Raw genomic sequence first — 13,429 nt, forward strand, 5'->3', positions numbered from 1 at the left:
TATGAATTGACAGTTTACCGGGTTTTATCATGACGGCGGAAGGCCACCTGCTTTTTTCACTTGCCTGTGCAGTGTTTGCTAAAAACGCTGAACTGACCCCTGTGCTGGCCCAGGGGGACTGGTGGCATATTGTCCCTTCTGCCGTGCTGACCTGCCTGCTGCCGGACATCGATCATCCAAAATCATTCCTTGGTCAGCGGCTGAAGTGGATTTCAAAACCCATCGCCAGAGCCTTTGGTCATCGCGGGTTTACCCACAGCCTGCTGGCCGTATTTGGCCTGCTTACACTCTTCTATTTGAAGGTTCCCGAGAGTTGGATAGTCCCGGCGGATGCCATTCAGGGCATGGTGCTCGGCTACTTAAGCCATATCCTCGCCGATATGCTGACGCCAGCGGGCGTTCCGCTGCTCTGGCCCTGCCGCTGGCGTTTCCGCCTGCCAATCCTCGTGCCGCAAAAAGGCAACCAGCTGGAGCGCGTTCTGTGCATGGCGCTGTTTGCCTATGCCGTCTGGATGCCGCAGACATTGCCCGAAAATGGTGCAGTGCGCTGGTCATCGCAGATGATCAACTCGCTGCAATTTCAGTTCAATCGTTTTATTAATCACCAGATTGAGCATTAAACCGGCAATACAATCACTTTTGTCATAAACCATTCCATATGGGTATAAGCGCCACATCACACTTCTGATAACCTTGCGCCAACAGGTTCGGTAAAAACCGACCGTATAATAAATCAGGAGAACGGGGATGAATTTTCCACTCATCGCGAACATTGTTGTGTTCGTCGTATTGCTATTGCTTCTCGCCCAGGCTCGCCACAAACAGTGGAGCCTGGCGAAAAAGGTACTGGTTGGTCTGGTCATGGGCGTGGTGTTTGGCCTGGCCTTACACGCTATTTACGGCTCCGACAGCCCGGTACTGAAAGATTCCATTCAGTGGTTCAACATTGTCGGTAACGGCTATGTACAGCTGCTGCAAATGATCGTTATGCCGCTGGTATTCGCCTCAATTCTGAGCGCCGTAGCCCGCCTGCATAATGCTTCTCAACTGGGTAAAATCAGTTTCCTGACCATTGGCACCCTGCTCTTCACCACGCTGATTGCGGCGCTGGTGGGTGTGCTGGTTACCAATCTGTTTGGCCTGACTGCTGAAGGTCTGGTGCAGGGTAGCGCTGAAACCGCGCGTCTGACGGCGATTGAGACCAACTACGTGGGTAAAGTGGCCGATCTGACCGTTCCGCAGATGGTGCTCTCCTTCATTCCGAAAAACCCGTTTGCTGACCTGACCGGTGCAAGCCCAACCTCCATTATCAGCGTAGTGATCTTCGCTGCGTTCCTGGGCGTGGCTGCGCTGAAGCTGCTGAAGGACGATGCGCCGAAAGGCGAGCGGGTTCTGACTGCCATCGATACCCTGCAAAGCTGGGTAATGAAGCTGGTGCGTCTGGTCATGCAGCTGACGCCGTACGGTGTCCTGGCGCTGATGACCAAAGTCGTGGCAGGTTCTAACCTGCAAGACATCATCAAGCTTGGCAGCTTTGTGATTGCCTCGTACCTCGGTCTGGGCATCATGTTTGTTGTGCACGGCATCCTGCTGGCGGTGAACGGCGTTGGCCCGCTGAAATATTTCCGCAAAGTCTGGCCGGTGCTGACCTTCGCCTTCACCAGCCGTTCCAGCGCGGCATCGATTCCGCTGAACGTGGAAGCACAGACACGTCGTCTGGGCGTACCCGAGTCAATCGCCAGCTTCTCGGCCTCCTTTGGCGCCACCATCGGGCAGAACGGCTGTGCGGGTCTCTACCCGGCGATGCTGGCCGTGATGGTTGCCCCAACCGTAGGTATTAACCCGCTGGATCCGGTCTGGATTGCGACGCTGGTCGGTATCGTGACCATTAGCTCCGCCGGTGTTGCGGGCGTGGGCGGCGGCGCGACCTTCGCTGCGCTGATCGTTCTGCCTGCGCTGGGGCTGCCGGTAACGCTGGTTGCCCTGCTGATCTCTGTTGAACCACTGATCGATATGGGTCGTACCGCGTTGAACGTGAGTGGTTCAATGACCGCCGGTACCCTGACCAGCCAGTGGCTGAAGCAGACCGACAAAACGATTCTCGACAGTGAAGATGATGCCGAACTGGCACATCGTTAATCACTGCTGAAATAAAAAAACCGCCATCGTGAAGTGAACCCCATATATTGGACACGTTCTTAACTGGCGGCTGACATGGCCTGGGTTCGGTATTGTACCGGACTCAGGCCGTTTAGTTTTAGCTTGATTCGTTCGTTGTTGTAGTAGTGGATATACTCTTCCACCGTTTTTCGTAGATGGTCTGTATTTTCAAACTCTTCGTGGTACCAACATTCTGTTTTCAGCAGACCAAAAAAATTTTCTATCACTGCATTGTCCAGACAGTTCCCTTTGCGCGACATGCTTTGTTCTATGCCTTTAGCTTTAAGTTTCTCCTGATACCGTGCCATCTGATACTGCCAACCCTGATCAGAGTGCAGTACCGGTCTGTCACCCGGTTTCAGCCTCTTGACGGCTTTGCTGAGCATGTTTTCGACCAGATTCATTCCCGGATGCGTCGTCATATTCCAGGCTATTATCTCGCTGTTATACAGATCAAGCACTGGTGACAGATACAGCTTTGTCCCTTTTACGTTGAACTCTGTCACATCCGTGACCCATTTCTGGTTTGGACTGCTGGCCTTAAAATCACGTGCAAGGGTATTTGGCGCTACTTTACCGTAGGTGCCTTTGTATGACTGATACTTTTTGCTTCTCAGGCATGAGGCCAGCCCCATCTTGCGCATCAGTTTCCGTACTGTTTTATGATTAATGCCATAGCCTTCATTACGCAACGCCAGGGTAATGCGCCGGTAACCATATCGTCCTTTATGATAGTGGAACAGTGCGGCTATTCTTTGCTGTTCGCCCTCATAGCGCTCTCCACGGCTATCTGCTTTGACATGCCAGTAGTACGTGCTGCGAGGTAATCCTGCTATATGAAGCAGCATTCTCAGGTTATGGTTTCGCCTCAATTCGGTAATTATTTTTGCTTTGTCTTCTGCTTTTCCCGAATCAAGGCCTGAAGCTTTTTTAGGTAGGCATTCTCAACACGCAGGTATTCAAGTTCTTCCTCAGCGTTCTGGAACGCTGGACGGGGATTATTAAGTTCTTTATCTGAAGTTTCGTTCTTCCCTGACTTCATCTGGCGTCCTCTGGGTTTATCCTGTAGGGCAATGATACCGCCAGTACGGTAAAGACGCTCCCATTTGCTGACAGTACAAGCGGCTGCAATACGAAACTCCGCCGCAGCTTTCCGGGATGATTTGTTGTGTTGCTGCATCCAGAGCACGACAGACTCTTTAAACTCGGCAGAGTAAGCCCTGGTAGGAATGGTAAAACTGTCCATCCCATTCACTTTCCAGTGCTCAGTCCAGCGTCTGACCGCTCCGTGATCAACGCCGAACAACCGCGCTGTTTTCTTTGCACCATCACTGCTGAACAGATAGTGGAGTACGACTTGCTGCTTGAATTCAGGTGAGTATTTTTTTCTGCCCATTGAAACGCAAAACCCCTAATCGTTGGATGTCCAACTTTCGGGGTTCACTTCAATCGGGCGGTTTTTTTATGGCTGTTATTCTTCAACCTCTTCATCCTGGCGGGTCTGCATTGCCCATCGCTGCGCCGATTCCGGCACCGTAAACGCAGGGGAGCGACGGAAGTGCTCGCCAATCAGCACGAAGGCAACGTATTTACCCCGCAGCATCCAGACATCGCGAAAACCATCCACCTTCAGGGCATGGTCTGGCGGCGCGGGCTCAACGCGGGGTACATAGCTAATAACCTGGCGGTTTTGTTGACGAAGAGGTTTCATAAGCGACGGGTTCACTAAAGCAAATTCTTAAAGCAGGAAATTTCTATCATAGCCGATTCTCCCCCCGCCCGTCGCGCCTGACGTATCGCAGATGGCTCCTTTCGCTAATCAATATCTGAAAACGCTTAGTTCGCCTGCTAATTCTTAACATTGTTCTATCCTTAATAGGGTTTTTAGGAATGAACAAAGGAGAAGCGTGCAATGTCGAACAATGATAAACCACATCAGTCACCCATTCATGGGACTGAAGAATCTCAACCGGGAATGGACTCACTTGCCCCAGCCGACGGCTCACACAAACCATCACCGGGTCCTTCCGCACCGGGTGAACAGCCTACCGCCCCGGGCAGCATGAAAGCCCCGGAAACGGAAAACGAAAAGCTGAAATCGCTCGATCCTCACCGCAAGGGCGGTGAAGGCCATGCGCTGACCACGAACCAGGGCGTTCGCATTGCCAATGATCAGAACTCCCTGCGCGCCGGAACGCGCGGCCCGACGCTGCTGGAAGATTTCATCCTGCGCGAAAAAATCACCCATTTCGACCATGAGCGTATCCCTGAGCGTATCGTCCACGCTCGCGGCTCCGCGGCGCACGGCTATTTCCAGCCGTACAAGAGCCTGAAGGAGATCACCAAAGCAGATTTCCTTTCCGATCCGAACAAAATCACACCGGTGTTTGTGCGTTTCTCTACCGTACAGGGCGGCGCGGGTTCGGCCGACACGGTGCGTGATATCCGCGGCTTCGCCACCAAATTCTATACCGAAGAGGGCATTTTCGACCTCGTCGGGAATAACACCCCGGTTTTCTTCATACAGGACGCGCATAAGTTCCCTGACTTTGTCCATGCGGTAAAACCAGAACCACACTGGGCCATACCGCAGGGACAAAGTGCGCATGACACATTCTGGGACTACGTCTCCCTGCAACCGGAAACCCTTCACAACGTGATGTGGGCGATGTCTGACCGGGGGATCCCGCGCAGCTATCGCACCATGGAAGGCTTTGGTATTCATACCTTCCGTCTGATTAACGCTGAAGGTAAAGCGACGTTTGTGCGTTTCCACTGGAAACCGGTCGCGGGGAAAGCGTCCCTGGTGTGGGATGAAGCGCAGAAGCTGACTGGACGCGATCCGGACTTCCACCGTCGCGAACTGTGGGAATCCATTGAAGCCGGTGATTTCCCGGAATACGAGCTGGGGTTACAGCTGATCCCGGAAGAAGACGAGTTCAAATTCGACTTCGACCTGCTCGACCCGACCAAGCTTATTCCTGAAGAGTTGGTGCCGGTTCAGCTGGTGGGTAAAATGGTGCTTAACCGCAACCCGGATAACTTCTTCGCGGAAAATGAGCAGGCAGCGTTCCACCCGGGCCATATTGTGCCGGGGCTGGACTTCACCAACGATCCGCTGCTGCAGGGTCGTCTGTTCTCTTACACCGATACGCAGATCAGCCGTCTTGGTGGACCTAACTTCCATGAGCTCCCAATCAACCGTCCGACCTGTCCGTACCATAACTTCCAGCGTGACGGGATGCATCGCCAGGATATCGATACCAACCCGGCGAACTACGAGCCGAACTCCATTAACGATAACTGGCCGCGTGAAACCCCGCCGGGGCCTAAACGTGGCGGATTCGAGTCGTATCAGGAGCGCGTGGACGGAACAAAAATTCGCGAGCGCAGCCCGTCATTCGGCGAATATTACGCTCAGCCTCGCCTGTTCTGGAACAGCCAGACCCCGATCGAACAGCAGCACATTATCGGCGGCTTCAGCTTCGAGCTGAGCAAAGTGGTGCGTACCTACATTCGCGGGCGCGTGGTCGACCATCTGGCGCATATTGATATCCAGCTTGCTCAGGGCGTGGCGAATAATCTCGGCATTACGCTGACTGACGAGCAATGCCATGCTGCACCGCCTAAAGACGTGAACGGGCTGAAGAAGGATCCGTCCCTGAGCCTGTACGCGGTACCTGGCGGGACGATCAAAGGCCGCGTAGTGGCTATCCTGCTGAACGATAAACCGCGCGCCAGCGACGTGCTGGGGATCATGAGGGCGCTCAAGACTCAGGGCGTACACGCCAAACTGCTTTACTCACGCATGGGTGAAGTGACGGCCGATGATGGCTCCGTCCTGCCGATTGCCGCGACCTTTGCCGGGGCACCGTCCCTGACGGTTGATGCGGTGATTATGCCGTGCGGCGACGTTGAGAGTTTGCTCGGTAACGGTGATGCCGCCTATTATCTGCTGGAAGCCTATAAGCACCTGAAGCCAATCGCCCTCGCAGGCGATGCGCGGAAGTTTAAATCGCTGCTGAAGGTACCGGATCAAGGGGAAGAAGGCATTGTCGAAGGTGATAACATTGACGATGCGTTTATGACCCGGCTGTTTGACCTGCTCGCCGCGCACCGCGTGTGGTCGCGCAGCAGCAAGATTGACCAGATACCGGCGTAAAAAAAACCGGGTGGCGCTACGCTTACCCGGCCTATATTTCGACTGATGTTGTAGGCCCGGTAAGGCGAAGCCGTCCCCGGGCTTTATTTTGCTCACAAATCCCTGAACGTCCCCAGACGATACCCACGCTCGGCAATCGCATACTTCAACGACGCCGACGTTAGCACGTCCAGTTCCGCCAGACGCGGCCAGCAGTAGGCGCTCTTACGTACGATGTTATCGACAAACGCCGGATGCGCCATTACCTCAAGCGAGCGCTCCCCTTTTGCGGCGGAGGCATCCAGCACCTTCAGGAACAGCGCTTCGTCGATATCGTCGCCATAAAATGCGCTGCTGAACCCCTCCGTTGACGTCACCGCAACGTCCGGCAGTCCGCGCACCTCCCGATCCACGCGCATCGCCACGCCTTTACGTTGGGCAAATTCTGCCACAAGCGGGAAAATCGCCGGGATCATATGCACATGATGATGACTGTCGATATGGGTGGGCTCGCGGCCAAACACATCCACAAAGCGGTTAAACTGGCAGTCCAGCTCGCGGGCAATCTCATCAAGCGACAAAGCGTCCTGCTCCGCCATTTCCCAAATCCATTTACCCAGTTGCCCGTCGCGCGTCAGCCCCGGCATCGGTGAAAGGGGCAACCCAAGCGTCAGCACAAAGTGCATGCCCACGCCCAGTTCGGGCAGCTCACGGCATAACTGCGCCGCATGTTCCACCGCCTCACCGTTGATGAGCGCTGTTGTAGAGGTCACGACGCCCCGGCGACAGGCTTCGATAATGCCGTAGTTCTGCCCTTTTGACAGGCCGAAATCATCGGCATTGACGATCAGCAGGTTTTCCATCGCGCCTCCTCTTAACGGTGTGTGAGTTTCAGTTTCTCAACCGTTGCAGCAAAGTTTGGCAGCCATTTCTCATGCGCCAGGATCATCTCACTCGCGAGTTTTTCAGCGTCACGGTCAGAATGCACCAGCGGGCTCAGGTTCAGCGCCAGCAGCACGTCATTCAGCTCGCCGCTCAGGGCCGCATTGCTCGCCGCCACTTCAAAGCCTTTGATGGTATGAATCAGGCCCATCACCTTATCGTCGAAGTGGGTAATGCGGGGATGCGGTTTTGCACCCTCGCGCCCAAGGATGCAGGTCATCTCCACGGCCCAGTCTGCCGGGATATTGTCGATGTGCCCATGATGCGGAACGTTCACATAGTGCTCGGCCTGCTTGTCATTGTAAATGGCGTTGATTACTTCACACGCAGCATCTGAATAGTATGCCCCACCGCGCTGCTCAAGCTCTTTCGGTTTGACGTTCAGGTTCGGATCTTTATACAAATCAAAAAGCTGCTTCTCTACTTTCTGTACAACCTGAGCGCGTGCGCCACCTTTGTAGTATTCGCCCATTTCAATCGCCAGCATCTCTTTCTGCTTGAAGTAGTAAAGCAGATACGAGCACGGCAGCAGATTCAGGGAGCGGATCAGCCCTTCGCTGAACGGCAGATCGAAGATGTTTTTCACCGAGGCCGCGGTCAGGCGACCAGAGGCAACGCCATCAAGCAGTTCCGCAAAGCGCGATTGCCCGTTCACAATCACATCTTTGATAAAGACCATGTGGTTCAGGCCGAACAGGTCAATGGACAATTCATCGTTATCGGTTAGCGCCAGCACATCGCGGATGAACATCTTCATGCCGATCGGAATATTGCAGACGCCGATAAAGCGTTTGAAACCGGTGTGACGATAGACTGCCTCGGTGACCATCCCGGCCGGGTTGGTAAAATTAATCACCCACGCGTTCGGGCAGATCTCTTCCACGTCTTTAATGATGTCAAAAATGACCGGAATCGTACGCAGACCTTTAAACAGGCCACCTGCCCCGTTGGTTTCCTGGCCCAGATAACCGTGGCTCAGCGGAATACGCTCGTCCAGCTCACGCGCCTTCAGCTGGCCGACGCGCAGCTGGGTGGTCACGAAGTCAGCATCTTTCAGCGCCAGGCGGCGATCCAGCGTTTTATGCACGGTTAAAGGCACGCCTGCTTTTTCAACCATGCGTTTGCACAGTTCAAAAATAATATTTAGCTTCTCCTGACCTTCTTCAACATCCACCAGCCATAATTCGCTGACCGGTAATTCATGATAACGTTTCAGGAAACCTTCAAGTAATTCCGGGGTATAGCTGCTGCCGCCACCAATGGTTACGACTTTTAATTTCTTTTGCATAAACTCTCCCTTAGCTTATCAGGGTAATCGCCTGCAAGGTATAGCGTACTCTTCCCGCTATTTGGGCAAGCCATTACGTCAATATTCCTGGCGGATAACCGCCGAAAGTTAATTAATTACCGTTAAATTTTTGCGGTAACTGTTCGGTGTGAATGAAGTCATTTTCTTAAAGGTTTTAATAAACAGGCTGGGGCTGCTGTAACCCGATTCGTAAGCGATATCGGTGACAGAGTAGTTAGTAATTTCCAGCTGTTTTTTGGCAAAATTGATGCGGATTTCATTAATAATTTGAACAGGCGTTTTACGGTAATAGCGCTGCGTGGCGCGCGTTAAATATTCCTGCGATTTACCCGACAGCGCCACCATGTTTTCCAGGGCGTTATCGCTGAACTGTCCTTTATCGTGCATCAGCTCCACGGTACTGCGCAGCCACTGAGGAATATCATCCACCACCTGCTGTTCTTCACGGTGATGGCGAAGACGGTTCATGACGTAGAACGTCACGGTTTCAATAAATTCATCAAATTCATTGTCGCGGAAATTCAGCGAGGCGATAACCGTTTCAATCCAGGTCATAAACTCATTTTTAACGCGATAGACCTGTGACGCCACAAAGCAGAACGGAACCAGCGGCAGATAGTGCTTCTCGAAGAAACGCCTGCTCACCCCTACGTTAAGAATGCGCGTCGCACCAAACTCATAAAAGCTCTGGTGATAGGACCCCATCGGCAGGAAGACGAAATCGCCACGCTCAAGCAGGACGCGCTTACCGTTGATCTCCTGATAGTAGCGGCCGGTCAGAACAATCGTGAACTCGTAGTAGTCATGCTGGTGCAGACCGCTGGCGCTCTCCGTTTTGTTGTAAATCACCACGTGAAAATTCTTGCCATTAAACAGCTGCTGCTCATGTGCGGTTTTGATTTCCATCGTGCTGACCTCCTGGTACCTGTTCAGACTTACTGCATCTTCTCGTGAAGCTCGATGAGCTCCGCTACCATCTCGCGCGCCAGCATGGAGGTCATCAGGTGATCCTGCGCATGTACCAGCACCAGACTCACTTTCATCTTTCCTTCGCCCTGGTCGCTTTCGATGAGTTTCGTCTGCACCAGATGCGCTTCGTTTAACGCCGTACGGGACTGCTCCATCATGGTTTTCGCGGCAACAAAATCGCCCTGCTTAGCCTGCTTAAGCGCCGCATACGCCAGGCTTCGCGCCTGCCCGGAATTGATGATGAGCCCCATCACCACCTCTTCCAAATCGTTCACTGCGGTTTCTTCGGCAACGATACTCTCTAAATCTAACATCTTTAAGCTCCTTTACGCTGGCGCGGGTTGCCCCGCGCCGTGCAATTTTAGAATTTCAGTGCGAGGGCGATATCCTCCTCGCTCTCTTCTTCATCGATAACCGTTGCAGCCTTGTTCGCAATCGCCACGAACGGCATGTAGAGCAGGGTTGCAATCCCGAGGTTGAATATCGCCAGCAGGAAGGCGGCCACGCTACCGTTGGTGTTGAAGAACGCGCCCAGACCAGCTGGCATCGTCCACGGCGCAATGTTGGTCACCGGCGGGATAATGCCCAGGTAGTATGCCGTCAGCGTAATCGCGGCCAGCAGCGGCTGAACCAGGATGAATGGAATGAACATCACCGGGTTCATGATAATTGGCAGACCAAACAGGATCGGCTCGTTAATCTGGAAGATGCCTGACGGCAGGGCCAGCTTCGCAACCTGACGATGGTCGGCGCGGCGAGAGACAATAAAGACCGCGATGATCAGACCCAGCGTCGCCCCGGTACCGCCCAAGAAGATATAGGAGTCAAGCATCGGCTTCGCCCACACATGGAAGGTTTTACCGGCCGCCAGCGCCGCATCGACGGAGCCGTACTGCTGGTAAAGTGCGACGTTTTCCAGTGCCCACGGGGTCATAATACCGCTGTCCAGCGCCGCCAGTGCCAGTGAACCATGCACGCCGAAGAACCACAGCAGGGAGGTAAAGATGACATACGCCCAACCGACCACGCTACCCATCGACGCCAGCGGCGTTGAGATAGAGTCCATAATGATCTGGTGGAAGTTAGTCCCCCAGTGAGAGAGCGCCCAGGCAATAATCCCCATGATGGAGAGAATAATGAAGCCCGGTATCAACGCGGAAAATGAACGAGAAACGGAGGCCGGAACGCTATCCGGCAAGCGGATAACCCAGTTGCGGCGAATAATAAAGGTGAACATTTCGGCCACCACCAGTCCGATAATAATACCGGAAATGATGTTTGCTCCACCCAGCCAGTTGGCGCCCACGGCGTAAGCGTCGCCCACGCTGTACGGCGTGACGGTCATAAACGCGGCAATGGACAGTAAGCCCGCCGCCAGCGGATCCACCTTACGCTCTTCCGCCAGGGCCATTCCAATAAAGAAAGGCGCCATTAGCGACATAATACCCAACGTACCGTTGTATACGTTGCCGCCAATGGCTTTTAAACCATTAAGGGTTTCAATAGTGGAAGCATCTAACCTAATTCCTAATGAATAAAAAAAGGAACCTTCTCCAAAGCTGAGAAAAACGTTGTTAATTAAAACGAACATTGCCCCGGCTAATGTCAACGGCATTAATTTAATAAAGCCGTTCTTAATGGCATTAACGTGAGGCTGCTTTCCTATTTTAACAGCAAAAGGAAGGAGTACCTTTTCAAGTGAAGCGATGACTTTACTCATAGGAAAATACCCTTAAATGCCGCAACGACCGTTACGGCGTATTGTGTGTGAAATAACTCTTTGACGGGAAAAATAAAAAATTAATTAGCAGCTTTTTTAATCGCCGCAACAGCAGCTTTTAATACACCTAAACCATCAATCTTGCCGTATAAAACGGAATCGATCACTTCGACCGGCTTATTAGGGAGCAAACGTTGAATTTCTGGCAGCATATAAGCGATTTGCGGCCCGAGTAAAATTACATCTGCTGTCTGGCCCTTTTCGCCCGCCAGCGTTTCCGGAAACGCCTCAATCACCACAGGGACTTCATATTTTTCGGCCTGCGCGCGCATTTTTGAAACCAGCAGCGAAGTGGACATGCCCGCAGAGCAGAACAAGTAGATATGTTTCTTTTCCATGATAATTTCCCTCTTATTGGTCTGACCGCCGTCGCGCTATCACTCGACTCGCTATCCTGGCTGACGGGCAGTGTGCTGAACATTGTTTGTCGTTGAAGTGAGTATACGCAATGGTACAGGGAGGGGATAATTCTGGATAGACTCAAATTGTCTCTCATTGACCTGGCTTGTTGACTACCTTCACATTTCAGGCAAATATTTCGCGCTAAGAAATAAGATTTACGTATGCATAAAAAAACCGGCCATCAGGCCGGTTTGTTAACACTTTCAGGCAAGCGCGGTTACTGCGCCTTAGGTGCCTGTGGATCGGTGTCATATTCAGCGCAGGTTTGGTAACCCGAATTGATCACGTGACCGGTATCATCCAGGGCGACAAAGTAGGTTTCTGCCTTACCATTACGTTGACCCAGAATATAGGTCTGGCAGGTGCCACGCGCGTGGATCATAGTGACTTCTGAAGAAGGTTTACCGGCAATGGCTGCAACCTGGGAGCGCGTCATGCCTTTTTTGACGTCTTTTACCACTGGCTGTGTGAACTGATCTGTGGTGCGATCGTAAGCTGTACACCCAGCCAGCATAGTCAGTACCGCCGCTGCGCTTAAAATTCCTGCTACGTTCTTGTTCATATTCCGTCCTCTTGTTTATCAGCGTGTTAACTAAGCATGGGATAAAAATTACTATTGTTCAACTTTACGAGTTACGCCAGACGAATTTCGGAAAATTCTAATAAAACAACGATAAGCTGCTAAATCGCTGTAAAACAGTACACTCAAAACTGTGATCCTTGTCGTTTCCCCGACAAAGGGTTAGTTTTAACAGATCACACTTTCTGTTTGGTTCTGCATAGGGAGGGCGTAATGGCTCTGCAACAAGAAATTATTCAGGCGCTGGGCGCGAAACCTGCGATTAATGCCAATGAAGAGATCCGTCGTAGCGTTGATTTTTTGAAAGCTTACCTGTCCGCACACCCTTTCCTGAAGACGCTGGTACTGGGTATCAGCGGCGGTCAGGACTCCACTCTGGCCGGTAAACTTAGCCAGATGGCCATCACCGAGCTGCGTGACGAGACCGGTGACACCGCACTGCAATTTATTGCCGTACGTCTGCCGTATGGCGTGCAGGCCGACGAGCAGGACTGTCAGGATGCGATCGCCTTTATTCAGCCGGACCGTGTTCTTACCGTAAACATCAAAGGTTCGGTACTGGCAAGCGAGCAGGCCTTGCGTGAAGCCGGTATTGAACTGAGCGATTTTGTTCGTGGCAACGAGAAAGCCCGTGAGCGCATGAAAGCGCAGTACAGTATCGCAGGGATGACCAAAGGGGTCGTCGTCGGCACCGACCACGCCGCGGAAGCCATCACCGGTTTCTTTACCAAATACGGCGATGGCGGCACGGACATCAACCCCCTCTTCCGCCTGAACAAGCGTCAGGGTAAGCAACTGCTGGCGGCGTTGGGCTGCCCGGAGCACCTGTATAAGAAGGCGCCAACGGCAGACCTGGAAGACGATCGCCCTTCCCTGCCGGATGAAGCCGCGCTGGGTGTGACCTATGACAACATCGATGATTATCTGGAAGGCAAAACGCTCGACGAAGGTACCGCAAAAATTATTGAAGGCTGGTATCTGAAAACCGAGCACAAACGCCGTCCACCCATTACGGTGTTTGATGATTTCTGGAAAAAGTAAAAGCAAAACGGTAACTCAGTTTTGCAGGCCGGGTAAGGCGTAACCGCCACCCGGCTCTTTTTTAACCACCAAACACCTGCTACACTGTATGCCTGAACAGTATAT

13 protein-coding genes are annotated in these 13,429 nt (G+C 52.7%); 4 read left to right on the forward strand and 9 right to left on the reverse strand.

Annotated elements, in window-relative coordinates:
• Positions 1-29 precede the first annotated feature (29 nt).
• Together SK51_RS17495 and tcyP are read left to right on the forward strand one after the other, a co-directional pair.
• The gene (locus SK51_RS17495; protein ID WP_015570742.1) at positions 30-620 is read left to right on the forward strand and encodes a metal-dependent hydrolase; all 591 of its coding nucleotides are present in this window, start codon (positions 30-32) and stop codon (positions 618-620) included.
• Positions 621-747: 127 nt separating this feature from the next.
• Positions 748-2,139 carry a cystine/sulfocysteine:cation symporter gene (tcyP, locus tag SK51_RS17500; protein ID WP_022647826.1) on the forward strand — a complete coding sequence of 464 codons (1,392 nt, stop codon included), beginning with the start codon at positions 748-750 and terminating at the stop codon, positions 2,137-2,139.
• Between the two features lie 59 nt (positions 2,140-2,198).
• On the opposite strand, the gene SK51_RS25025 is transcribed toward tcyP, so the two are convergent.
• Both SK51_RS25025 and cedA read right to left on the reverse strand, forming a co-directional pair.
• A protein-coding gene (locus SK51_RS25025; RefSeq protein ID WP_105318584.1) for an IS3 family transposase occupies positions 2,199-3,556 on the reverse strand; the annotation gives its coding sequence in 2 pieces (ribosomal slippage) (positions 2,199-3,094 and positions 3,094-3,556; 1,359 coding nt in all).
• 75 nt (positions 3,557-3,631) lie between these two features.
• Positions 3,632-3,871: a cell division activator CedA gene (gene cedA, locus SK51_RS17515; protein WP_022647825.1), complete on the reverse strand. Its 240-nt coding sequence runs from the start codon at positions 3,869-3,871 to the stop codon at positions 3,632-3,634.
• Positions 3,872-4,072: 201 nt separating this feature from the next.
• Here cedA and katE point away from each other — a divergent pair, with 201 nt between their 5' ends.
• On the forward strand, positions 4,073-6,322 hold the full coding sequence (gene katE / locus SK51_RS17520) for a catalase HPII (RefSeq protein ID WP_048206865.1): 2,250 nt from the start codon (positions 4,073-4,075) through the stop codon (positions 6,320-6,322).
• 92 nt (positions 6,323-6,414) lie between these two features.
• Here the strand turns inward: katE and chbG are convergent, their stop codons facing one another.
• From chbG to osmE, 7 genes are all read right to left on the reverse strand, one after another.
• Positions 6,415-7,164 (reverse strand): chitin disaccharide deacetylase, encoded by a 750-nt coding sequence (gene chbG / locus SK51_RS17525; RefSeq protein ID WP_023305960.1) that lies wholly within the window; start codon positions 7,162-7,164, stop codon positions 6,415-6,417.
• Positions 7,165-7,175: 11 nt separating this feature from the next.
• The gene (locus SK51_RS17530; RefSeq protein ID WP_022647822.1) at positions 7,176-8,531 is read right to left on the reverse strand and encodes a 6-phospho-beta-glucosidase; all 1,356 of its coding nucleotides are present in this window, start codon (positions 8,529-8,531) and stop codon (positions 7,176-7,178) included.
• Between the two features lie 108 nt (positions 8,532-8,639).
• Positions 8,640-9,485 carry a transcriptional regulator ChbR gene (chbR, locus tag SK51_RS17535; RefSeq protein ID WP_255508387.1) on the reverse strand — a complete coding sequence of 282 codons (846 nt, stop codon included), beginning with the start codon at positions 9,483-9,485 and terminating at the stop codon, positions 8,640-8,642.
• 2 nt (positions 9,486-9,487) lie between these two features.
• Positions 9,488-9,835, reverse strand: coding sequence for a PTS N,N'-diacetylchitobiose transporter subunit IIA (gene chbA, locus SK51_RS17540; RefSeq protein ID WP_022647820.1), 348 nt, complete (start codon positions 9,833-9,835; stop codon positions 9,488-9,490).
• Positions 9,836-9,882: 47 nt separating this feature from the next.
• Positions 9,883-11,241: a PTS N,N'-diacetylchitobiose transporter subunit IIC gene (gene chbC, locus SK51_RS17545; protein WP_017384664.1), complete on the reverse strand. Its 1,359-nt coding sequence runs from the start codon at positions 11,239-11,241 to the stop codon at positions 9,883-9,885.
• Positions 11,242-11,321: 80 nt separating this feature from the next.
• On the reverse strand, positions 11,322-11,645 hold the full coding sequence (gene chbB, locus SK51_RS17550; RefSeq protein WP_225303350.1) for a PTS N,N'-diacetylchitobiose transporter subunit IIB: 324 nt from the start codon (positions 11,643-11,645) through the stop codon (positions 11,322-11,324).
• Between the two features lie 275 nt (positions 11,646-11,920).
• Entirely contained in the window at positions 11,921-12,265 is a 345-nt protein-coding gene (osmE, locus tag SK51_RS17555) for an osmotically-inducible lipoprotein OsmE (RefSeq protein ID WP_022647818.1), read from the reverse strand.
• A 231-nt stretch (positions 12,266-12,496) separates the two neighbouring features.
• On the opposite strand from osmE, the gene nadE reads away from it, so the two are divergent.
• Positions 12,497-13,324: an ammonia-dependent NAD(+) synthetase gene (nadE, locus tag SK51_RS17560; RefSeq protein ID WP_022647817.1), complete on the forward strand. Its 828-nt coding sequence runs from the start codon at positions 12,497-12,499 to the stop codon at positions 13,322-13,324.
• Positions 13,325-13,429: the final 105 nt, after the last annotated feature.

The sequence above is a fragment of the Enterobacter sp. MGH85 genome (assembly GCF_001037655.1).
Lineage (GTDB): Bacteria > Pseudomonadota > Gammaproteobacteria > Enterobacterales > Enterobacteriaceae > Enterobacter > Enterobacter intestinihominis.